General features: G+C 34.2%; 20 protein-coding genes. 13 read left to right on the forward strand and 7 right to left on the reverse strand.

Features of this window, described 5'->3' with window-relative positions:
* Nucleotides 1-151: 151 nt before the first annotated feature.
* The 3 genes from NJT12_RS01170 to NJT12_RS01180 all read left to right on the forward strand — a co-directional run bounded on the left by NJT12_RS01170 (nt 152) and on the right by NJT12_RS01180 (nt 2,143).
* Nucleotides 152-508, forward strand: a complete 357-nt coding sequence (locus NJT12_RS01170) for a hypothetical protein (protein ID WP_271334093.1) — start codon at nt 152-154, stop codon at nt 506-508.
* A 108-nt stretch (nt 509-616) separates the two neighbouring features.
* Nucleotides 617-1,636, forward strand: coding sequence for a phenylalanine--tRNA ligase subunit alpha (locus NJT12_RS01175; protein ID WP_131423455.1), 1,020 nt, complete (start codon nt 617-619; stop codon nt 1,634-1,636).
* Nucleotides 1,637-1,735: 99 nt separating this feature from the next.
* Complete coding sequence (locus NJT12_RS01180) at nt 1,736-2,143, forward strand: hypothetical protein (protein ID WP_271334094.1); 408 nt, start codon at nt 1,736-1,738, stop codon at nt 2,141-2,143.
* A gap of 165 nt (nt 2,144-2,308) precedes the next feature.
* On the opposite strand, the gene NJT12_RS01185 is transcribed toward NJT12_RS01180, so the two are convergent.
* From NJT12_RS01185 to NJT12_RS01205, 5 genes are all read right to left on the reverse strand, one after another.
* On the reverse strand, nt 2,309-3,448 hold the full coding sequence (locus tag NJT12_RS01185) for a cytochrome-c peroxidase (RefSeq protein WP_271334095.1): 1,140 nt from the start codon (nt 3,446-3,448) through the stop codon (nt 2,309-2,311).
* Between the two features lie 2 nt (nt 3,449-3,450).
* The gene (locus tag NJT12_RS01190; protein WP_271334096.1) at nt 3,451-5,049 is read right to left on the reverse strand and encodes a DUF6850 family outer membrane beta-barrel protein; all 1,599 of its coding nucleotides are present in this window, start codon (nt 5,047-5,049) and stop codon (nt 3,451-3,453) included.
* 11 nt (nt 5,050-5,060) lie between these two features.
* Nucleotides 5,061-6,368, reverse strand: a complete 1,308-nt coding sequence (locus NJT12_RS01195; RefSeq protein ID WP_271334097.1) for a DUF4876 domain-containing protein — start codon at nt 6,366-6,368, stop codon at nt 5,061-5,063.
* 14 nt (nt 6,369-6,382) lie between these two features.
* Nucleotides 6,383-9,055 (reverse strand): TonB-dependent receptor, encoded by a 2,673-nt coding sequence (locus NJT12_RS01200; protein WP_271334098.1) that lies wholly within the window; start codon nt 9,053-9,055, stop codon nt 6,383-6,385.
* 373 nt (nt 9,056-9,428) lie between these two features.
* Nucleotides 9,429-10,424, reverse strand: coding sequence for an NAD(P)H-dependent glycerol-3-phosphate dehydrogenase (locus tag NJT12_RS01205; RefSeq protein WP_271334099.1), 996 nt, complete (start codon nt 10,422-10,424; stop codon nt 9,429-9,431).
* A 200-nt stretch (nt 10,425-10,624) separates the two neighbouring features.
* Between NJT12_RS01205 and NJT12_RS01210 the strand changes: the two genes are divergently transcribed.
* Nucleotides 10,625-13,102, forward strand: coding sequence for a toxin-antitoxin system YwqK family antitoxin (locus tag NJT12_RS01210; RefSeq protein WP_271334100.1), 2,478 nt, complete (start codon nt 10,625-10,627; stop codon nt 13,100-13,102).
* Between the two features lie 255 nt (nt 13,103-13,357).
* Here NJT12_RS01210 and NJT12_RS01215 read toward each other — a convergent pair whose 3' ends face one another.
* Together NJT12_RS01215 and NJT12_RS01220 are read right to left on the reverse strand one after the other, a co-directional pair.
* Nucleotides 13,358-14,515, reverse strand: coding sequence for an iron-containing alcohol dehydrogenase (locus tag NJT12_RS01215; RefSeq protein WP_271334101.1), 1,158 nt, complete (start codon nt 14,513-14,515; stop codon nt 13,358-13,360).
* A 288-nt stretch (nt 14,516-14,803) separates the two neighbouring features.
* Nucleotides 14,804-15,565, reverse strand: coding sequence for a type 1 glutamine amidotransferase domain-containing protein (locus tag NJT12_RS01220; RefSeq protein ID WP_271334102.1), 762 nt, complete (start codon nt 15,563-15,565; stop codon nt 14,804-14,806).
* 85 nt (nt 15,566-15,650) lie between these two features.
* Here NJT12_RS01220 and NJT12_RS01225 point away from each other — a divergent pair, with 85 nt between their 5' ends.
* From NJT12_RS01225 to NJT12_RS01265, 9 genes are all read left to right on the forward strand, one after another.
* Entirely contained in the window at nt 15,651-16,556 is a 906-nt protein-coding gene (locus NJT12_RS01225; RefSeq protein ID WP_271334103.1) for a LysR family transcriptional regulator, read from the forward strand.
* 96 nt (nt 16,557-16,652) lie between these two features.
* Nucleotides 16,653-17,345 (forward strand): NUDIX hydrolase, encoded by a 693-nt coding sequence (locus tag NJT12_RS01230; protein WP_271334104.1) that lies wholly within the window; start codon nt 16,653-16,655, stop codon nt 17,343-17,345.
* A 74-nt stretch (nt 17,346-17,419) separates the two neighbouring features.
* Nucleotides 17,420-18,247, forward strand: coding sequence for a ribose-phosphate diphosphokinase (gene prs, locus NJT12_RS01235; protein ID WP_271334105.1), 828 nt, complete (start codon nt 17,420-17,422; stop codon nt 18,245-18,247).
* Nucleotides 18,248-18,323: 76 nt separating this feature from the next.
* Nucleotides 18,324-18,659 (forward strand): hypothetical protein, encoded by a 336-nt coding sequence (locus tag NJT12_RS01240; RefSeq protein WP_271334106.1) that lies wholly within the window; start codon nt 18,324-18,326, stop codon nt 18,657-18,659.
* 2 nt (nt 18,660-18,661) lie between these two features.
* Entirely contained in the window at nt 18,662-19,522 is an 861-nt protein-coding gene (locus NJT12_RS01245) for a hypothetical protein (RefSeq protein ID WP_271334107.1), read from the forward strand.
* Nucleotides 19,523-19,555: 33 nt separating this feature from the next.
* A complete protein-coding gene (locus tag NJT12_RS01250) occupies nt 19,556-20,638 on the forward strand; it encodes an adenylosuccinate synthetase (RefSeq protein WP_271334108.1) in 1,083 nt (360 codons plus the stop codon).
* A 9-nt stretch (nt 20,639-20,647) separates the two neighbouring features.
* Nucleotides 20,648-21,175, forward strand: coding sequence for an NADAR family protein (locus tag NJT12_RS01255; RefSeq protein ID WP_271334109.1), 528 nt, complete (start codon nt 20,648-20,650; stop codon nt 21,173-21,175).
* 6 nt (nt 21,176-21,181) lie between these two features.
* Entirely contained in the window at nt 21,182-22,120 is a 939-nt protein-coding gene (locus NJT12_RS01260; RefSeq protein WP_271334110.1) for an ADP-ribosylglycohydrolase family protein, read from the forward strand.
* 7 nt (nt 22,121-22,127) lie between these two features.
* Nucleotides 22,128-23,597, forward strand: a complete 1,470-nt coding sequence (locus NJT12_RS01265; RefSeq protein WP_271334111.1) for a nicotinate phosphoribosyltransferase — start codon at nt 22,128-22,130, stop codon at nt 23,595-23,597.
* Nucleotides 23,598-23,949 lie beyond the last annotated feature (352 nt).

Below are 23,949 nucleotides of genomic sequence, written 5' to 3' on the forward strand. Positions count from 1 at the left end.
ATTTTAGGTCTTTGTACTTGAACTTCCTATCTTTGCCATAATAATTTTTAAAGTTAAGATTGATAAACTCAGATTTAAATAACCTTTAAATCATGCTTCAGTCTAGAATCTCCCGATAACTTCGGGACTAAAATCCACAAACACAATTAAAATGTCCAGAGATACACAACTAAAAGAACGATGGGAAAAGCTCGTCGATATACTATCTAATCAGTTTTCGCAAGGAGAAGATTTAGATCTAGATGCCATAATTTACCTAATTGGAGTTCAGGAACTCGGAAAAATACACCGTGAATTCAAAAAAGACGAAAAATTAAACCTGATGCACATTGCTATTTGCCGATTATTAGAGCCTTATGGGTTTTATGAATTCGACTTTTTTGATGCAGAAGGATGGCCACATTACAAGGTAAAAGAAGAATTGCCATCATTAAGAGCAGGAGAACAATCGGTTTTGATGAAAGAGGCGATTGTAAATTATTTTTTAGAAAGAGAACTTATAGAATAGGTTCCAGTCACAGTTTTCAGAATTTACCTGAGTTAGCAATGAAAACTGCAACTCAGACTAAAGACTTTCAACTAAAATCCTTAAATTTGCACCTTCAAAGTAAGATCGATGATAGATAAGATAAAACAACATATAGAGGAAGCTAAAGCCTTTAATGATAAAAATAAAGAATCCTTAGAGCAATTCCGTATTAAGTATTTAGGCAGTAAAGGATTGTTGAAAGAACTTTTTACAGAGTTCAAGAATATCCCAAACGACCAGAAAAAAGACTTCGGACAAGTAATAAATACTTTAAAAGCTGTTGCTGAAGAAAAAGTAAGAGTTATTCAGGAAGAACTGGAAAGTAAAGAAGAAGTAAAAGGAATTTTTGGCGATTTGACACGTGCTGCTGAACCGGTAATTATTGGTTCCCGTCACCCAATTTCGATCGTTAAAAATCAGATTATAGATATTTTTGCCAACATTGGCTTCAACGTTTCCGAAGGTCCGGAAATCGAAGACGACTGGCATAATTTTACCGCATTAAACTTACCGGAATACCATCCGGCGCGTGATATGCAGGATACATTTTTCATTCAGACCAATCCTGACGTTTTGTTGCGTACGCATACATCATCTGTTCAGGTGCGTTATATGGAAAATCACAAACCACCAATTCGTACTATTTCTCCGGGACGTGTATTTCGTAACGAAGCAATTTCGTCACGTTCGCACTGTATCTTCCATCAGGTAGAAGGATTGTATATTGACAAAGACGTATCGTTTGCTGATTTAAAACAAACATTGCTTTATTTTACTAAAGAAATGTTCGGAAAATCAAAGATTCGTTTACGTCCGTCATATTTCCCGTTTACAGAACCAAGTGCCGAAATTGATATTTATTGGGGTTTAAAAACCGAAACCGATTACCGTATCACAAAAGGAACTGGTTGGTTAGAAATTGGAGGCTGCGGAATGGTTGATCCAAACGTTCTTAAAAATTGCGATATCAATCCGGACGAATTTAATGGTTTTGCCTTCGGAATGGGAGTAGAGCGTATCGCAATGTTATTATACCAAATTGGTGATATTCGTATGTTTTACGAAAACGACGTTCGTTTCTTAGAGCAATTCAAAGCAAATATATAATTTAAGTCGAAAGTCATAAAGTCGAAAGTTGAAAGTCTCATAGTATTGGCTTTATGACTTTCGACTTTATGACTTTTGACTTTTAAATTTTTGACACATATGAAAGCAGATATAACAATCCCCGAAGTAGAAAACGTATTTCTTGCCGCTGTTCAGGAATGGAGCGACGATTTTATGGAGAAAGTGTGGTACGCCTATCTTGTAAACGACAGCGACTTTAATTTAGACAGCGTAATGGTAGTCTCTAAAGCATTTGGGACTATCGATGGCGAAATGAAAAAAACATCAGTTCTTCGTCACGCCTTTGTAGAGGTTCCGGCAGTTTCTGTAGTAAAAATCGAAATGGTCGAAAAGAGTTTGTTAGTTTTAAATAACGAATTCATGGTAACTTTCTTTATCGACAATAAACTATTCGATAAGAAATTCATCTTCAAATCAAACCTAATCAATGAAAATGATACTGAAGAAGTGCCAATTTTGTTTGTTGAAGGCGTGATGGTCAAGTAGGTTAGTTCTCAGTCTCAGTCTCAATTTTTATCATAGCTTATAAAGTTGGAATAATTTAAATAAAAAGAGTCCGGAAAATTTATTTTTCGGACTCTTTTTTATTGTTTAAAATCTAAATAATGCCACTGAAAACGGTAACTGTTTACTGCAACTGAAAACTAAAAATTACTTCGGTAATTCAGGTGGTCTCATTTTATAAGCTCCGGTTGACAAGCTTGTAATAAAAGCTTCAAGCGCATTAACCTCTGATTGTTTCAATTGTAATTTTTGGATTAATCTCGAAGTTGCTGGGAACAAAGTATCATTCTCCTGGCTTTCTTTTCGTTTGGGTTGTGGCATTCCGGCATTGTACATATTCAGGACGCCACGTAAATTCGGGAACAAACCATTGTGCATATAAGGCCCATTTTGAGCAGCACCTCTTAGAGATTGGGTTTTAAATTCGCCTACATTTTCAGCTTTTCCGGTTACGTTATATCTTCCTAAATCCTCATATTCTCTTCCGTAATAAGTCAAACCTATATTATGGAATTTATTATCAGAGAAATTAGCGGTATTGTGGCAATTGATACAACGTGCTTTGGTACGGAATAAATGCAAACCTTCGACTTCTTTATTGTTTAATTGTGTAGAATCTCCCGCGACAAACTTATCAAATCGGCTTTTTGGGCTTATTAAGGTTCTTTCGAAAGTAGCAATGGCTTTTAGAATTTCGGTTTGAGATAGTTTTTCTTTTCCAAACGCCTTTTGAAAATAAGGTTTGTAGCCTTTTATTTTATTGAGTCTTTTTGTTGCTAAATCGATATGAAAGTTCATTTCTTTAGTATCCTTTATAGGAAAGCTCGCCTGATCTTCGAGCGTTGTTGCTCTTCCGTCCCAAAAGAAAACTTTCGCGTAGGCGATATTCATTAAACTAGGAGAATTTCTAATGCCTTGCAATCTTCCTTCTCCATAAGAAACTCTTCTGGCGTCTCCCCAATTGAGTTCAGGATCATGGCAATTGGCACACGAAATCTGCCCTGATTTCGATAATCTGGGATCAAAAAAGAGGATTTTACCTAATGCTGCTTTTTCCTCAGTATATTGATTATCCTGAGGAAATTCAGGTTGGCCTAAAACGCCGATGTCTTCAAAACCTTGCGCATAAACAAGAGAATCTACTTCTGGTTTTGGCCATTTTTGATAATCCCCGCTGCTGTATAGTTTTTTTAATTCAGAAATAGAAAGCGTTGGGTTAATCTTAGTATAAGAAACGATAATAAGTGATAGTACCATTACCCCAATGGCAATAAACTTTGTTTTCATTTTTAATAATTTAATTGTACACCACACTGAATCCAATAGGTACTATTGGTATTGATAGTGGCATTGTAGTCATTTTGTTTTTTTAGTGCTATTTTTTCTTTAAAATTGGTAAAGAAAACCACTGTTTTGTTGTTTTTTACAGGATAGCTGTATTCTAATCGTATTGCCGGAGCAAAATAATTTGTTGTACTCACGACGTAATCATGAATAATGACCTCGTTTAGAAAAGCTGCATTTGTACCGCCGGAAGTATCATAATATTCTAATTTTGACGGAAGCGGGAAATACATATTAAAACTTACGGTGGAGTTTAATTTACTTTTTCCGAATGAAAAATCTTTGCTTGCAAATATTCCTGTATTAATTGAGTTTATTTCAATATCATTTGTCGCCATGATATCACTGTACTGATTTTGCTGGTAAAGGATATCCAAACCAAATAAATAATCAATATGTGAGCCTGTTTTTTGCGAAACGGAGCTTAACCAACTAATTGCATTTAAACTGTTTTTGTAATTATAACCATTGTTTTTCAAATCGTAATTTTGAGCGTTGCTTTTGTCAAATTTTAATGTTGATTTGATCTCTTTTTTATCCCATTGATGCAAAGCAAATAGCTCAGCATGATTAGTAGTTGTTTTAATAGTCAGTCTTTGACTGTCTTCGTTGTCAAAAACGTCAGTATAGAAAGTATTATCTGATTTCTGATTGTAATATAAAACAGTGAACCGGGTGTTCTTATTGCTAAAGTTATACCCTAAACCAAGTTTGTTTTGAATATCCTTATAAAGAAATCGTGTACTGTTGTAATAATTAGATTTGAAATAATTGATAATTCTGCCATATCCTGTATTGAATCGTAAATAGGTCTCCGGATTGCCTTCGACATTTGAATGTGTATCCTTGTATTTATACGAAAAATCTTTATCAAATCTTGAGTAATCTGCCAGAGCAAAAACGTTATGGTTTTCTTTGAACTGATATCCCAGCTGTAATTCTCCCCCAATTTTTCGTGAAATAATTTCAGGCCTCGGATCCAGATTTCTACTGTATTTTCCGGTATTGTAATTAAGTTTTGCGGCAATAGATATCTTATTTGTAATATCCTTAGAAATTCCCCCGCTAATTTTATATTCCTGATCGGTCCAGTTGGCTTTTCTTGGAACGTAAAAATAATGAGGAAGAATAACCTCGTGGTCTTCAGAACGATCATCAGAAAGTACCCATCCCAAATCTTTTTCATCTGTTTTTTTAAGAGATAAATTACCAAACAAATTCCATTTAGATTTTGTTGTATAATATCCCTGAGCCAAAAACTGATAAGAATTAATTTCATTTGCTATCTGTTTTCTGGCAAATTCATTTTTTTGGTACTCGTATGATACTTCTGTAAAAGTGAAATCTTTGATATACTGCCTGGTATAATTGATAGGATATTTAAAAATTTGATTTTTAAGCTGGGCATCAATAAGATGATTGGTCACAATGATACTGTCCTGAGCTTGTACTGAAAAATGACTAATAATAACGAAAAGAAGTAATGCCCAATATTTCAGGGCATTACTTGTGGTATTAATGAGTGTAGGAGTTATGATTTTCATTAATGAAAATTTTAGTTGAATCCTCTTGGATTTGCTTTTGTTTCAACAAAATCGTTAGTTGAGTTATTGGTGTCTTGTAAAATAATTCTTCCTCCAATTGTTGTTTTTGTCTTTCTCATTACAGATTTTGAAGAATAAGAGCCACTTGGTAAATAAGTATTTCCTCCATCTATGTGTGCAGGCAGCTTTTTGGGTACTAGACCAGATCCTAGATCTTTTGTAAGCTCAACACCGTCTGTAAGTTTTGTAATTGGAATCTGTAAATATGCATTCTTCTCACCTTTAGGGTTTTTGTATTTCTTTAGACTTGAAAACTCAATAGCATTCATATTAAAAATGGCAAAAGCCTGTCTTCCGCTTGGATCCAGAATTAAATCATTGTTTCCATTTCCCCAATACGCAATTCCTAAATCTGGCACTGCCGGATTTTGAATGTCAAATTGATAAAGATCACCTACAGAAGTACCTAAAAAGGCTTCAAAATCAGCATTGCTTAAATCGACAGTTAATTCAGGATTTAATATACTGACAGATTTTCCTGTATTGTCGATATAGTTCGATTGGTGGTTAATAGCATTTTGTGCAATTACAATGCTTTTTCCTGGCTGTACCGGGTATTGTGTTCCGTTTCCTGGAATTTGCACAACATTAGAAGCATATACATAATCTTTATTTGCTGCATCACCCATTGTCATTTCTTCAGATTTACTCCAGTCAAATTGACCTGTAGATAGTGTATAAGCAAATACTGTTGTAACATTCGTACCATATAATTGTGCGATATACAATCCGTCAGCATATTGTACTGCGTTTGAATTGTTGTAGATTTCAATAAACTGATCTCTAAAAACAGCCCCTTTTTTAGTGTCAGAACCACCATAGTAAATTTGCTTAATTACAAAGTCACCCACTTTTGTCGTTTTCAGTGTAATATTTATTGGAGCAGTTTCTGTGTTTACCACTAAGCTTGCCGCGGCACCATTAAAGTTAACTTCAGCTTCAGTTGGCGTATAGCCAAAAGTTGCTGTAAACTCATCAGTATGCATCACTTTTGTTGCAGAAACAGAATAGACACCAGGCAAAATCTGATTGAATTGTGCAGTACCATTATTGTCGCTTTCTACAGTGTATTTATTTCCTGTTTCGTTATTTACGATAAGAACAGTTGATTTTTTTACTGCAAGATTATTAAATGTCTCATCGTATTTAATTGTTATGGTAAGATTTACAGGTTTTAATGCCTCGTCATCGTTATTGCTGCAGGACTGAATCAGTAATCCTAACATGAAAGTTATAGTAATAAGGAATGTTTTTTTCATGGTATATATTTAGTTTAAAATTGATAATTAAGACTTGCTCCAAATGTGAGCGGGGCAATATTAGATAATACCTTCAGGCCGCTTGTGTCATAATAATAGGGCTTGAGATTTAAAAAGTTGGTAGAATAAAGCGAAACACTAAAACCATTTAAAAAATCCTTGGAAACTCTCAAATGAAAATTATGAAGAACGTTTTGAAGTTTGCTCTGCGTTTGGCCGGGATCTCTTATAAGATGTGCGTATTTCTGAATATTTGTTCTGTCTTCGAGCGGAATTTCATGATACACAAGTTCAGTGTCTAAATAACCGTTTAAAAAATTACCGGTAGGTGATTTGGAATTTCTTAATAAAACGTGTTCACTTCTCACAGAAACAAGCAAACCAACAGCCGGAATATGATAATTAAAATTAAAACTCGCTGTAAAATTATCCATCCAATAGTTTTTTTTATCATATACGCCGTATAGTTCAGATGAAAGAAGACTAGAGGAAGGGTAATATTCTTTTGCGTCTGAAAAATCTTTTGTCGAGGTATAAGAAGCATTCATACTTATATCCAGATTAAGCGCCTTTATTTTTTTGAAATTGATGGTCGTTTCCAAACCTTTATCCTCTGAGCTGCTGTTGTTTGTTATTGCATTGCTCATGTAGTAAAACTTCTCAGTTCCATTAATTTTATAAGTTGGAATCTCAGTTCCTGTAACGATGACCTCTGCTTTTGGAATTATTTTATAAACCGGAACCTGCTGACCAGAAAAACCATTAAAGAGTTTGTTGTAGTACCCTGTGAAATTAACAGAAGCAAAAGGCAGTTTAATATCTAAACCAAGCTCTGTTCGATACGATTTACTGGGTTTTAAGTTTAAATTATCTCCCGGAGTGATAATAGTTTGTATCCAGGCCTTTTGATAAATTCCGGGATAAGTATAAATGCCGCTTCCTACCAATTTATCAAAATAGCGTTCGCCTGTGTACAACTGGTTTAAGGAGGGTGCTTTTGAGGATATTCCTCCTCCGGCCCGTAATCTGACTATTTTGTTGAGCGTATAAGATGAATTTAAACGGGGCTGTAAAGAAACACTTCCCATCTGGTTGTCAAAGCGTAAACCGAAGTCAATATTTAAAAGTCGATCGTTTTCAAAATTTTTAAATATTCTGTCCTCCAGGTAAGCAGATGTCTGATATTCTGTTTTTGTTTGACCAAAGTCATAATCTCTATAGGCAAGAGTGCCGGATCCCTCTTTTCCAAGTGTGTAATAGTTAACTAATCCGGTGGCAGCATTTTTTCTTCCTTCTCCTTTATTGGCACTCATTCTGTTCGAAATTCCAAAAACAAGACTATGGATCCAATTGTTTTTGTTGGTCAAAGTTTTTGTCGTTTCCAGTGTTAAAAATGTCGAGATAGGAATGCCTTCTACAGTGTTAATACTCGTGTACTGCGAAGGAACAATGATAGCTTCATGTATGCCTTCCTCACGACTATCAGTTGCAGCAGAAGTATAGGTGTTAAGCCATCTTTCTCTACGGCTAAACTGTCGGTCATAACTCAAACCCGCGTTTACGTTAATTCCATCAACCCATAAATTTTTAGGCTTCCACATTAAATTATTCGATAGAGAAAAACCTTGCTTTTCGTTTTTTACTACAACAGCCGTAATATCATCAGGATCACTTTTTGCATCATCCAGATTCATTCTAAAAGAAGTGTTTACTGTGTTTTTTATAGTAGCATCGTTGTTTTTATACTGCCAGGATATGCTTCCGTTTACCCTTTGAAAATTTAAAATATTATCTCTGGGATCAGCTTTGGCATCCAGATAGTTAATGCCAAAATTCATTGCGTTGTTAGAATTGAGTTTTACCCCTTTGGTTAAATTAAGCTGTGATGTTGCATCTCTTATCGATGCAGAAACACGGTACGGACTATTTCCAACCTTTGTAGTTATTAAAACAAGTCCAGAAGTCATATCACCGTATTTGGCGGAAGCAATTCCCTGAATGACTTTTATTTCCTCAATATTATTAGTTGATATCTCTCTTAAATCAACTCCTTTATTTGTGTTGGTAAAAGTGTTGATTTTTGTGCCAAAATCATTTGCTAAACCTGAATTTGGATTAAAAGCCTGCATATTCTCGTTGTTGGAAATTGGGATATCATCCATTACAAAAGAAGTCCCAAAAGCTTTCGCTGCATAAGAAAGTGAAGTTTCTGATGCGGTTCGGAAAACAATATTTTTAAACTCATTCAGATTAAATTTCGTAGTAGTTTGCCCGGGAAGCTGCTGTAAAACATCATCGAGCGAGAAAGCCTGAACGTTATTAATGGCATTTGTGCCCAATGTCAACTCAGAATATTTTCTTTCCTTATTAGCCGTAACCACAACTTCTTTAAGGCGAAGTGTATTATCTTCTAAAGAAACGGTAATATTGTTTTCATTGTTTTTTAAAACGATATTAGACTCCATTTTTCCTAACAACGAAAAATTAAGCTCTATATCTTCAAAATAAGGAATTGTAATTATAAATTTTCCGTTTTTATCGGAAATACTCCAGTTGTCAGATTTCATATCACGAATAAAAACGCCCGACAACGTTGTGGAAGTTTCCTTGTCTATAACTTTACCCGTTATCACTCTTTGAGAAAAAACAGAAGTAGAAATTAGAAAGAATAGTAAAATAGAACGCATTGTTTTTAATTAGAATCAATAAAAATAATAACGCAAATGTATCAATAATTTTGTGCGAAGCAACTAAAAATAGGGGATTGTAGAATTGTGAAACCTGTGATTTGTGAGAAAAAGATAGACGGTAAGTTTTTAAAAATTGGATGTATCTCGTTGATAAACAGTAAAATGTTGTTTTGGAGGTTTTGTAAGAGCAAGGAGATCTTTTTTTTGGAGTAAGATGTAGGTTTGATGTATTCTAAGAGAAAGTATTTCTTGTTAATACTTGTGGTTTTTCTCTTGTTGCTCTGTGGTTTTAAGAAGTAGGTAAACAAAAAAAGAGTCAAGAAAATTAATTTTCCTGACTCTTTTTATAAAAATTAAAGTAGTCTATATCTTAATCCAAAGATTCAGTTAGTTTTTTAAAGACAGATTTAGCATCTTTTCCTTCATATAGAACTGCATAAACTGCATCGATAATTGGAGTATGAGCTCCATATCCCTGATTTAGTTTGTAGGCACTTTTCGTAGCATAATAACCTTCAGCAACCATACTCATCTCCATCATGGCGCTTTTTACTGTATATCCTTTTCCAATCATGTTTCCGAACATTCTGTTTCTTGAAAATACAGAATATCCCGTAACCAATAAATCGCCTAAATAAGCTGAATCATTAATGTTACGTTTCATTTTGTGCACTTTTTTAATGAATTTTTTCATCTCACGAATTCCGTTACTCATCATAACCGATTGAAAGTTATCACCATAACCTAAACCATGTGCAATTCCGGCTGCAATGGCATATATATTCTTAAGCATAGCAGCATATTCAGTACCAATAATGTCATCAGAAATTTTTGCTTTGATATAGTTTCCGGACAATGATTTAGCAACAATACTGGCTTTGTCAGGATCACCGCAAGCAATTGTCAGATACGAAAGTCTTTCTAAAGCAACTTCTTCTGCATGGCAAGGACCAGTAATAACACCAATATTGTAATAAGGAATGTCGTATTGAATATGAAAATGCTCCCCAACAATTAAACTCGTTTCAGGAACAATTCCTTTAATAGCCGAAAAGATGATTTTATCAGCCAAAGAAACCGTTAAGTTTTTTAGTTCAGCATCTAAGAAAGCAGACGGAATAGCGAAAATTACATAATCGGCATATTCAATTGCTTCATTTATATTGTTAGTTAATTTAAGTTTTTTAGTGTCAAATTCAACTGAACTTAAATAATTTGGATTGTGTTTGTATTTCTGGATATGCTCTATCGCAGCATCATTACGCATGTACCAAGCAATTTCTGAAAGATTCACGCATAACATCTTTGCAATTGCTGTTGCCCAGCTTCCTCCTCCAATTACTGCAAATTTTAAATTTTCGCTCATTATTTTAATAATTTAAAACAAAAGTACTTAATAATGTAGTAATAATACAAAATCTGATTTAAGAAAATTCCAAAACAGACGTTAAGTTTTTTTTGCCATTAAAACAGAAAAACTAATTTTTAATAAATGAGGACAATCTTTTGCACAAAAAAGGAGAAATGAATGAAAAATTATTATTTTTGATGAAATTTCTTTCAAATATGACTAGCAAAATTTTCAGCCTTATTTTGGTATTCACTACCGGACTTTCTTTCTCGCAAAACGCAGAACCCATTTATTTTGATAAAAATTGGAAAGAAACTTCTAAGGCAAAGGCTTCTTTTTATAGAATTAATCCATCAAAAAAATTAGATGATCTGGTTTTAATCGAAGATTTCTACCTTAATAAAACTCCTCAATTTCAAGGATATTCTTTTCAAAACGACGAAAATAGTTATGTTGGAGATATTGTCTGGTATGATGGAAACGGTTTTGACTTATCTGTCTACCAGTTTTATAATAATTCAGCTGCTTCAGTCTTGACATATTATTATCCAGATGGAAAAAAGCTTAAAACGATTCCGTATAAAAAGGGTAAAAAAGACGGAGAGCACATTGTCTATCATCAGGACGGAACCATTTTAATAAAAGGAAAATACAGTAAAGGAAAACCTGTTGAAGGAGATTTTGAAGAAGTTAGAAACTGGGAGGATTACAGAAGCAATAAGTCAGAAAGTGAAGCTAATGAGGAAAATGAACTTTTAACCGAAGCGACACCTGTAGTTGAGTATTCTGCCGGAACTAAAAAAAAGGTTATAACGAAAATAATTAAGAGCAAGATCTTCTGGATTAATTCTAAACAATTGGCGCAGGAAACCTGGTACGATATTGAGTATGACCGGATGCATCGTTTTAAACAGGTAAATTATGATGTCACGGGAAAAATACTGCAAACAATCGGGCAAGCTGATTTTGAAGAATATAGTGGGAACATTTCAAATGGTATTGCGTATGAATATTATGTTCAGAATCAATTTGCAGTCGCCATCAAATCGAAAACAGCTTATAAAGGACGAGAGAAATCAGGAGAAAAAATTAAATATTATCCCAACGGTAAAATTCAGGAATTTACTAAATATATAAATGGTAAAATAGTGGACGATGAGATTGTTTATGATAAAAATGGTACTGTAATGCAAAAACGAACCTATAAAGACGGAGAACCATTTGAAGGTAACTTTAATGAAAATTTTTCCGGAAGTCTGATCATTAATTCGAATTATGTAAAAGGCTTAAAAGAAGGAGAAGCCATCGTAAAAACCGATGAAGACAGTATTGTTACTAAAGGGATTTATAAAAACAACAAACCCTATAAAGGAACCTTTATTGTAAAAACGGGTGAAGATACGCATGAGTTAATTCAGGTTACAGACTTTAAGAAAAATGGTCTGCAAAAAATCTTTAATTGTAATATTGATAATATTATTGAAACGTATACTTGTGTAAATGATATTGTAGATGGTGAAACTATTTTTTATAGCAACGGCGAAATTACCGGAAAGATCGAATATAAAAACGGTTTGCCTTACAATGGAAAATTAGTAGAAGGCGAAACTGCGACAGTCTACAAACAAGGAGCAATTACCGATGAAATCTTTTATAGAAATAAATATGAAAGAACAGATGAAAATGATATTCTCAAGTCTAAGAGTTTTACCAACGGAAAACTCACTAAAATAGTCAATAGCTCCTTTACGATTGCAGATAAAGTTCAGGATTCTTATGAGGGAATTTATAAAAACGAACAACCTTATTCAGGATATTTTTCTACAGAGCAGCGTGAATTTAATTATGTTGATTATTATGAAAATGGTATAAAAAAGTATCAGTATTCTAACAACTATCTGGAGAATCTGGAGAAATACCAACATCCGTATTATGATATTAAATCGACTTATAAAGAAGGAAAAATAATTGATGGCGTAGAATACATAAAATTAGACCGCCAGTTTATTTCGAAATATTGGAAAAATGGAGTTTTACAAAGTTATGATGTAGATCTTTTTGCGATGCATTACTTTAATCGTTTTCATTTTGAACTGAAAAACAACAGTATTGAAATAACAGAATTTAAGAAAAAACAAAAAGGGAGAATTACGAGAGAAAAAATCGGTGATAAATATACAAGCCAATTAATTATAGGGGATAAAGTCGTAATGTCAAGTTCGTCAATCGACCTGGACAATGAAATGCCGGAACAAATGGGCAGTATTATGTATTATGAATCAGACCAAATAATCAAAGCTAAAGTTATAGACTCTAAAGAAACAGATTATGAAGGCCGACGAGAATCAGAGATGTTTTACGAAATATTTGCATCAACGGTTAATAGCTCTAAAACAACAGAGGAAAATTTCAATTCGATAGCACAGGATTTTTCGACAAGCAAAAATATAGAAGCCATGTTTGGTAAAGGCGATAATGCCGATGTACTAACTGGATTAAGATTTAATGAATTAAAAAAGCCCGAAATGGGAATTCTGGTAGTCAAAAGCAACAGTACTTCCTATAATCTAAAATCATTTTTCGACGGAAAAGTTTTGGAAGAAAAGAAGAATATTGATATAAAAAATATTAGGGAAGAAGTAAAAAAATTGAATTCCGTCCTTGAAAAAAAATTAAATGAAAGCTTTAAATAAGAGCTTTCCTGAAAGCTATTGTTTGAATCTCAAATTTTTTTTTGTCACTAACACAATAAAAATAAAACTCTTACGTTGTAACTTATTATAAATTAGAATTTTAATGAGTTTAGCAAAAATTGAGTTAGTTAGTTTTGTTTTAGTATTGTAAAAAGGCGCTCCTGAAAATTCAAGAACGCCTTTTTTTATTTTACGGTTTACGGTCACAGTTTTCAGTGTGAACTGAGACTAAATTCTGCGACTGAATACTATTTATTAGTAACTCATCTCAACAATCGATTTTACCTTATCTAAAGTAATCAATTGTTTTTCTCCCAAGCCTTTCCAGCCTCTTTCATCAAAACGATTTACGATAAAATCGGCTGTTTTGCTGTAATCGTCTACATATTGAGAAAGTTTGGTATCCATGCCCATAGTATGGAAAAACTCAACCGTTTTATTGATTGCTTCTCTGGCTACTTCTTCATCAGAACCGGTTAGGTTGAAAATTCTTCTTCCGTATTGTGCCAGTTTCTCTTTTTTAGTATCAAACATCACGTTGTATAAACTTGGACCTACGATAGCTAAAGTTCTTGCGTGATCGATACCGTATAGCGCCGTTAATTCATGACCAATCATGTGAGTTGCCCAGTCAGACGGAACACCTTTCTGGATCAATCCGTTTAATGCCATCGTACAGCTCCACATAAAGTTAGAAGCCAAAGCATAATCAGTTGGGTTTTCTACCACTTTAGGTCCAACTTCAATCAAAGTTTGTAGAATTCCTTCAGCGATTCGGTCCTGCAAATAACCTTCGTGCGGATAAGTTAAGTATTGTTCCATTACGTGTGTATAAGCATCGACAACACCATTTTGCAATTGTCTTTTTGGTAAAGAGGCAATAACCGTAGGATCGCAAATAGAGAATTTTGGGAACATTGCGCTTCCGCCAAAAGCCAGTTTTTCCTGAGTTGACTGGATCGTAACCACGGCTCCTGAATTCATCTCGCTTCCCGTTGCCGGCAAAGTCAAAACAGTTCCAAAAGGCATTGCATTATCCTTAATCAGCAAACGTTTTTGCAAAATATCAATCGGATTTCCGTCAAAGTTCACAGCAGCCGAAATAAATTTCACGCCATCAATAACAGATCCGCCACCAACAGCAAGGATAAAATCGATTTTTTCTGCTTTAATCACTTCAACAGCTTTCATTAAAGTTTCAAAATGAGGGTTGGGTTCGATTCCGCCAAATTCTACAATATCAAAACCTTTTAGATTGTTGATTACCTGTTCGTGAATTCCGTTTTTAAAGATACTTCCGCCACCATAAGCCAATAAGATTTTAGCATCTTTTGGTACTAAAGTCGAAAGTTTTTCTATTTGTCCTTTTCCGAAGATTAAATTCGTAGGATTGTATAATTCAAAGTTTAGCATTTTTTTTTAGAGTTTCTGTGCTGATTAGCTAAGTTTTCTGATCTTAGTAACCCAACATCTTTTTTATTAATATTCAATGAGATCTTACGTCTCTAAGTTTTTTTTAAGTGATTCAAAACTTAGCATCTTAGAACCTTAATGCCTTAGCACCTTTTTTAAGTTTCTAAGATGCTAAGTTTCTATGGGACTAAGTTTTTTGCTTACTCAATATCTAAGAATCTGAGCATCTGTTTGTTATTATCTTTTAATTAATTTATAAGCGCTATTTTTCAAAATCTTAGAACCTTTTTACTTCAATTTTTTCAATAATTTACCGGCTACTAATTTAGACGATGCCGGGTTTTGTCCTGTAATCAAAAGACCATCTTCTACAGCATAAGGCGCCCAGTTTGGTCCTTTAGAAAATTTAGCTCCATTTTGAGTCAAAGCATCTTCTAATAAAAACGGAACAACTTTGGTTAAGCCAACTGCTTCTTCCTCTTCATTTGTAAAACCGGTTACGTTTTTACCTTTTACTAAAAATTCGCCATTTACTTTTACGTTTTTCAAAACTGCCGGAGCGTGACAAACAAAAGCTACAGGTTTTTTATGATTATAGAAAGACTCGATTAAGGCGATTGAGTTTTTATCCTCTACTAAATCCCAAAGTGGTCCATGACCTCCAGGATAGAAAACAGCATCGTAATCTTTTTGGTTAATCGTCGAAAGCTTGTGCGTGTGTTTTAATTTTTCCTGTAATACCTTATCAGTATCAAAACGTTTCGTATCTTCTGTTGCAGATGCCGGGTCAGCACTTTTCGGGTCAATTGGAGGCTGACCTCCAAGCGGAGTTGCTATTGTAATTTCGACTCCCTGATCTAATAATTCATAATAAGGTGCAGCTAATTCTTCTGACCAAAATCCTGTTTTCTCCCCTGTATTGCCCAGTTTATCGTTACTGGTTACAACAAATAATACTTTTTTCATACCTTTTTTATTTGATTTTTGGGCCATAACTGAAATGTTAGAAGCTCCGAATGCTATAATTGCGAGTAATGCTATTCTTTTCATAGTTTTAAATTTTTATCAAATTTACAGCTTAAGTGATATTTGTAAAAATAAAATAAACTATGTTTGTTATAAAAATATTTATATCATGGTCAATCTTGAATGGTACAGAACTTTTAAATCTGTTTATAAAAACGGTAATTTTTCAGTTGCTGCAAAGGAATTGTTTATGAGTCAGCCAGCGGTAAGTCAGCAAATCTCCATGCTTGAAGCTCATGTTGGTTATAAGTTATTTAATAGAAAATCGAAAGGGGTCGAAGCAACCGAATATGCTAAGTTACTCAATAATTTAATTATCGATGCCCTCGATCGGTTAGAAAATGTCGAAAATGGTTTTCGGGCTAAAGCGCAGGATTCTAATCGGTTAATATCTGTTGGCGTTTCAAAAGATCTGTTTGATAGTTTGGGAAGCGTTTTAATTACCAGCTTTGATTTTATCGATTTTACCTTCGCAGATAATGATGCCCTTTTTGCATTAGTGGATGCTAAAAAACTCGATTTCGCCATCATGACCAAAAGATTTGACACATTTGACACGATTCAGGAGATCGTTGGAAAAATTAAATTGGTAATGGTCGCATCTATGAATTTAGAAGCAACAGAATTTCGTCAGAAATTAAAAGCAGATAATTTTACAGAAACAGAACAATGGCTGAACGAACAAAAATGGTATTGTCATGATGCCAGAATCTCGCATATAAAAATATTTTGGCTCCACGCTTTCAATAAAAAAAGACCCTCGATGGTACCTAATTATATTATTCCGTCAGAATCTGAAATGCTCGAAATACTGTCAAAAAATTCAGGAGTAGCCATAACCTGGAATTGTAATGCGAGAAAGCATATTAAAGAAAATAAGCTGCAATTGCTTTGGAATAGTTTTCACGTTCCAGAGGAATACGTATATTTATTAACCGCTAAAAACAATAACTTAAGTTCTTTTTTTGATACTATTACAAAAGAGTTAAAATTGTTTTTAGGGAATAGATTATAATTTTTTTAGCCACAAATTTTGACAAATTTTTTGCTGATCAATTGAATATTAATTCGTGAAAATTAGTGCGATTCGTGGCAAACCCTTTTTTAAGTTATGGAAAATTTACAAAATATTAGAGTTGCTGTTGATGCCATTGTTTTTGGCTATAAAAACAACAATTTGTACGTGCTTTTAATTGAGCAAAAGTTTGGTTCTGCTGATAAATATTGGGCTTTGCCCGGTGGTTTGGTAAAAGAAGACGAATCATTAAGTAATGCCGTAATTAGAGAACTTCATGAAGAAACCAATGTTCAGTTGACTTTTATGGAGCAATTGTACACTTTTGGAGATGATATTCACAGAGATTCCAGAAACCGTGTTATTTCAGTTGCTTATTATGCTTTAGTCGAAGCTTCGAATTTAGAAATCAAAGCAGATACAGATGCTGAAAGGGTACAATGGTGCAAAATAGATGAAATTCCTTCTTTGGCTTTTGACCATAATTTAATTATCGAAAAAGCAATCGCGAGACTAAAGGCAAAACTAACTTACGAACCAATTGGTTTCGATTTATTGCCTGAGGAATTTTTGTTCTCAGATTTAGAAAATCTCTATTGTACTATTTTAGAGAAAGAAATTGACCGACGTAACTTCAGAAAAAAAATCCTTAGTTATGGTTTTTTAGATCAGACAGATCATTTTTCGCCCATAAAAAACGGAAGACCGGCAAAGCTTTTTAGGTTTAATCAATTGAAATATAGTGATTTAATTAACAAAGGTTTTCACTTCGAAATAAAGTTTGCGTAATTTTTACACAAAATAAATTGTTTATTTAAAATAATAATCTACATTTGCGTATAATTAACGCAAACTAAAAAGCTATGATACTTAACCTAGGCCCAAAATTCACTCCGATCCTTAATCAGGAAGAAATTAAATTTCAAAGTTTTACATTTTCTGGCGGAGAACCACATATCAAAATTGATCCTAATTTTGATACCACTCAAAAAGTAACGATTACACACCGATTAAATTCATTCAACGATTTAGGTTTATTGTGTATCACAGTAGATGCTTTGCGTAGAATGGATGTTAAAATAATCGATTTGTTTATTCCGTATTTTCCGGCAGCAAGACAAGATCGTGTGATGATCAAAGGAGAATCTCTTTCTGTAAAAGTGTATGCTGATATCATAAACGGACTTCAATTGAATAAAGTTTTTGTTTTTGATGCGCATTCTGAAGTTACTCCTGCATTGGTAAACAATTGCGAAGTGATTCCGAATCATATTTTTATCGCAACGGTTTTGAAAGAAATTGGCAAAAACGTAAAATTGATTTCTCCAGATGGTGGAGCCCTTAAAAAAATCTACAAAGTTTCTGAGTTTTTAGGCGGAATTGATGTAGTAGAATGCAGTAAAAGCCGTGATGTAAAAACCGGAAGATTATCTGGATTCAAAGTTTACGAAGACGATCTAAACGGAATCGATTGTTTGATTGTTGATGATATTTGCGATGGCGGCGGAACTTTCGTTGGCTTAGCCGAAGAATTAAAAAAGAAAAATGCCGGAAAATTATATTTAGCCGTAAGCCACGGAATCTTCAATAAAGGATTTGAAGTTTTAAACTGCTTCGATAAAATATTTACCACCAATTCAGTAAAAGATTTCGAAGGAGAAGAAGTCGAAGTTATTAAAATTACTGTTTAAAAAGGTTTCAAGTTTCAAGTCTCGTGAGAACGTGAAACCTGAAACAAAAAAAACTATAACCAAGCAACTAGAAATTATGAGCGATGATTTAAAACCAAGATTTATTGAATCTTTAAAAAGAAACAATGATCAGATTAGAGAAGACAGAGCCAAAACAATTGGTGAAGATTCTGAATTAATATACAGACGCCGAGTTGAAGATGTTGAATTGAAAATAAAAAGATTAGAAAGAGAGCAAGAAGGACTTATAGATATTAGTCCGCTGGATAAAAACAGTTTGACTTTTGCTGATTTTCAACCCGAAGCATTTGTTCAAAAAGATATGGAATTATCATTAACAATCAGAAATTTAAACATTCAGTTTGAAGTGACAAAAAAGAGATTCGAGTATTTATTTGGTAAAACATTTTAGTTATGGGAGGTACAAGATATGATTTAGGTGCTCGTTCAAGCAGAGCGGCAGCAGCAGGTTACGGATCAAAATCTGCAAGTGAGATTTTTACGCAAAATTCTTTACGAATGGCGCATGAATCTATGAATCCAAACGGAATTACTTTTAGAGAAGCCAGAGATTCTGAAGTGCATCCTAATACAGTTCCTATTATTTTGGGATTGGATGTTACGGGAAGTATGGGACACATTCCGCATGAATTGATCAAAGATGGACTTCCTAAATTAATGGGAGGAATCATTCAGGGCGGTGTTCCGGATCCGGCATTATTGTTTTTAGGAATTGGCGATCACGAATGCGACAGATATCCTTTGCAGGTTGGACAATTTGAGTCTGGCGATCAGGAACTGGATATGTGGCTGACGAGAACCTATATCGAAGGCGGTGGAGGAGGAAACGCAGGCGAAAGTTATTTATTAGCCTGGTATTTTGCCGCTTTTCATACCAAAACCGATGCTTTCGAAAAAAGAGGTCAAAAAGGATTGTTGTTTACCGTAGGTGATGAACCTAATTTAGAAACACTTCCGGCATCTGCCATAAAAGAAATTATGGGCCAGGGACAGCAAACGTATACGCATCTTGAATTATTAAAAGAAGCGCAGAAACGTTATGAAGTGTATCATATTAGTGTATTGCATTCTGATCAGGCGATAAGAGCAAATGTAGCCTGGAAAGAGTTATTAGGACAAAACTGTTTGTCTATCGAAGATCATAAAGAAATCCCGAATGTAATTAAGAAAATCATTTGTGATAAACATAAAAGTTCAGGATTAGGCTTAGGAACAATTCCGCTTGACGGATTAGATAATATAGAAATGCTTTAAATATTTCTATGTGTTTAAATAATATTTTATAAAATGAAAACAGCACAAATAGTTATAGGTTTAGGATTTGGTGATGAAGGAAAAGGAATCACGACAGATTTTCTGGCGAAGCAAAATCCTGAATCTATAGTTATTCGGTTTTCAGGAGGTCAGCAAGCAGCGCATACAGTAATGATTGGCGATAAAAAGCACGTTCATTCGAGTTTTGCCAGTGGTGCGCTTCGCGGTTTACCTTCTTATTATAGCGAACATTGCACGATTCATCCGGTTTTTTTATTTAATGAAAGAAAAGAACTCGAAGAATTAGAAGGAAATACGGAACTTCATATTCATCCTTTAGCCAAAATTACAACACCTTTTGATGTTTGGCAAAACCGAACTAACGTTAGAAACCTCGATCACGGAACTTGTGGAAAAGGAGTTGGAGCGACAATGAAGCGTAATGAAGGTCAATACAAATTATTCGCCATAGATCTGATCGCGCCTCGACAGATGCTTTTAGCAAAACTGGAAAAGATAGCCTATTACTACGGTTTTCTAAATGAAAGTGAAATAGACGAAGAAGTCAGTCATTTCCTTGAAGTGATTGATGAAATAAAATGGAATATCAGCGATTACAGCTTTTTAAAAAACTACCAAAATCTTATTTTCGAAGGAAGCCAGGGTATTTTACTCGACATGGATCACGGTGTTTTCCCGAATGTAACATACGCCAATACAACTTCAAAAAATGCGTATGAAATATGCAAAAAGCTGCAAATAGAAGATATAGAAATCTATTATGCGACTAGAAGTTATGCAACCCGACACGGAAGTGGATGGATGAGTAATGAAAGAGAATTAAAATTAAAAAATAACGAAGAAGAAACCTGTATTCATAATGAGTTTCAAGGCGAATTGCGAACTGGCGATTTAGATTATGATCTTTTAAATTATAGTTTAAAGTTAGATGCAGCTTATAGTCCAAACGCAAAAAGAAATCTGGTGATAACCTGTATGGATCAGATTGAAAAGGATTATGAATTTGAAAAGTTAACTACAGAATTTACTGAAATCTACGGATCATTTTCACCCGATTCTAAAGATTTTAAACAGCTAACTTTTTTGTTTCAATAAAGAGAAAAAATGAAATATACTATAGAAAATATAACCTCGGAAAGTAAGTTTTTATTTTTCTGGGGACACCAGCCCAATAATGACGGAAGCATTTCTAAAACTTGCTTTAGTCAATGGTGGTTAAGTTCTTTTGAAGTCGATAATGTGACTTATCAAACTGCAGAACACTGGATGATGGCCAAGAAAGCCGAATTGTTTAAAGATGATACAATTTTGGATAAAATCCTTCAGGCAAAATCTCCTGCCGAAGCCAAAAAGTTTGGAAGGGAAGTAAAACATTACAATGAAAACCTTTGGTTAGCCGCAAGATTTGACATTGTCAAGGAAGGAAATTATCATAAATTCAATCAAAACCCGGAGTTAAAAACTTTTTTGCTCAATACAAAAGACAGGGTTATAGTAGAAGCAAGTCCGGTCGATGCCATTTGGGGAATCGGGATGGCTGGTGATCACAAAGATGTTTTCAATCCTGCGAAATGGAGAGGTTTAAATCTTTTGGGGTTTGCTTTGATGGAAGTTAGGGATGAATTGAAATAAGATATAATGGAAAATAAAATTGAATCTGGTTTGTTTGGTGTTGCAATTGGTGATGCTTTAGGTGTTCCTGTTGAATTTAAATCAAGAGAATATTTAAAAATAAATCCAGTTATTGATATGATGGGTTTTATGTGCTGGCATCAGCCGCCTGGAACATTTAGCGATGATAGTTCTTTGGCTTTTTGTACTGCCGAGAGTTTATGCAAAGGTTTTGACATTGAAGATATGGGAATAACTTTTGTAAAATGGATGCAGGAAGGATATTGGGGAGCGCATAATAAAGTATTTGATATTGGCGGAACGACAAAGCATTCTTTAGCACGAATTGTCAGAGGTGATTTGGCGAAGGATTCAGGTAATTTTTTTGAGGAAGATAACGGAAATGGTTCTTTGATGAGAATTTTGCCATTAGTATTTTATCTTCAAAAAGAAAAGGATATTGAAGTTGTTTATAAAAGCGTAAAAGCAATATCCTCCATCACTCATGCGCATTTTCGTTCAGTATTTGCTTGTTTTATTTATGTTGTTGTATGCCTCGAAATTTTAAAAGGGAAAAACAAAGCTGATTCGTATAAGGAAATGCAAAATATTCTTTCGAAATTTCTAAAAGACAAGGAATATAATCCAAAGGAAATTCAGTTATTTGATAGAATTTTACAAAATAATATTTCCGAATATCCTGAAAATAAAATTGAGTCCTCTGGTTACGTATTGCATAGTTTAGAAGCGAGTTTGTGGTGTTTCCTACACTCAGATTCTTATGAAGAAACTGTTTTAAAAGCGGTTAATTTAGGCGGAGATACAGATACAACAGCGGCAATTGCAGGAGGTTTGGCAGGAATTTATTACGGAATTGAAAATATTCCACAAAAATGGATTGAAGGTTTGGCAAGAGCCAATGATATAAAAGATTTAGCAGAACGATTATCAAAAAATATTAAATAAAAATACCATGAACCCACTATTATTAACAGACGGTTACAAAGTTGACCACAGAAGACAATACCCCGATAAAACAACATTAGTATATTCTAACTGGACACCTAGAAAATCAAGAATCGAAGGAATTGATGAGGTGGTGTTTTTTGGATTGCAATATTTTATTAAAAAATATATTATTCATGATTTTGATGCTGATTTTTTCAAACAGCCAAAAGAAGAAGTAGTTAAAAAATACGCCCGCAGAATCAATAATTATTTAGGTGAAAACCAGGTTGGGACAAAACATATCGAAGATTTACACGATTTAGGATATATCCCAATGGTTTTTAAGGCATTGCCGGAAGGAGCAAGCGTACCTTTGAGAGTACCAATGTTTACAATGTACAATACGATTCCGAAATTTTTCTGGTTGACCAATTATTTCGAAACGTTGCTTTCTGCCGTGGTTTGGTTGCCATGTAATTCAGCTACAATTGCCAGAGAATATAGAAAAGTTCTGGGCAAATACGCTGATGAAACTTCATCAGTTCCTGAATTTGTAGATTGGCAGGCGCACGATTTCTCTATGAGAGGAATGGGTGGAATCGAAGCAGCAATAACTTCTGCAGCCGGACATTTGTTGAGTTTTACAGGTTCTGATACAATTCCGGTAATTGATTTCTTCGAAGATTATTACAACGCCAATTCTGATCAGGAATTAATCGCAGGTTCAGTTGCAGCAACAGAACACTCTGTAATGTGTATGGGAACTACCGAAGGTGAATGCGAAACTTTCAAAAGATTAGTTACAGAGGTTTATCCTAAAGGAATTGTGTCTATCGTTTCTGATACCTGGGATTTATGGAAAGTTTTAACCGATTATTTACCACGTTTAAAAGAAGACATTATTGCCAGAGAAGGTAAAGTAGTCATTCGTCCTGATAGTGGTGATCCGGTTGATATCATCTGCGGAAATCCAAATGGAAAAACTGAAGAAGAAAAGAAAGGTGTAATTGAGCTGCTTTGGGATGTTTTTGGAGGCACAACGAATGCAAAAGGATATAAAGAGCTTATTCCTCAAATTGGCGCTATTTACGGTGATAGTATTACCGTAGCAAGATCTATCCAAATTTGCGAAAGATTAAAAGAAAAAGGATTTGCTTCTACTAATGTTGTTTTGGGAATTGGATCATTTACTTACCAATACAATACCAGGGATACTTTTGGTTTTGCGATGAAAGCAACATACGGAGAAGTGGATGGAGAAGGAAGAGCAATTTTCAAAGATCCAATCACGGATGACGGAACTAAAAAATCTGCCAAAGGATTAATGAAAATTGATTTAGTTGATGGTGTATATCATTTAACCGATAATGTTTCATGGGAAGAAGAAAAACAAGGTGAATTGAAAGAAGTTTTCAGAGACGGAAAACTTTTAGTTGATCAGTCTTTGAGTGATATTAGAACGAGAGTTAAAAGTGATATTAATGTTGAGGCATAATAAGCAGTTTGATTATTATTTGAATTAATAATCTCGGAGAGATGATATATTTATAGAAATTTAAAGATTGTTCTAAGAAAAACCCCATCGGGGTGATATATTTGACAATCAAATGTAAGCGCAATATCGCTCCGTTGGAGCTTTAATCTTGTGTACATATTTGCTGTAAATATTATGCTCCGATGGAGCTTATTGTGATAATTGCATAAAAAAACGAAAGCCTGAATTTAAAATTCAGGCTTTTTTTTGTTGTGTGCCCAGCATGGGCGATAACTCTAGGGTGTAAGTCCCGAACACGCCTTTACAGTGGGAAGTGTTAGCTGAATGCAAGGGTGTCCATCGCGAGGTGGAA

Origin of the sequence: Flavobacterium azizsancarii (assembly GCF_027980145.1) — a bacterium.
Taxonomy (GTDB): domain Bacteria; phylum Bacteroidota; class Bacteroidia; order Flavobacteriales; family Flavobacteriaceae; genus Flavobacterium; species Flavobacterium azizsancarii.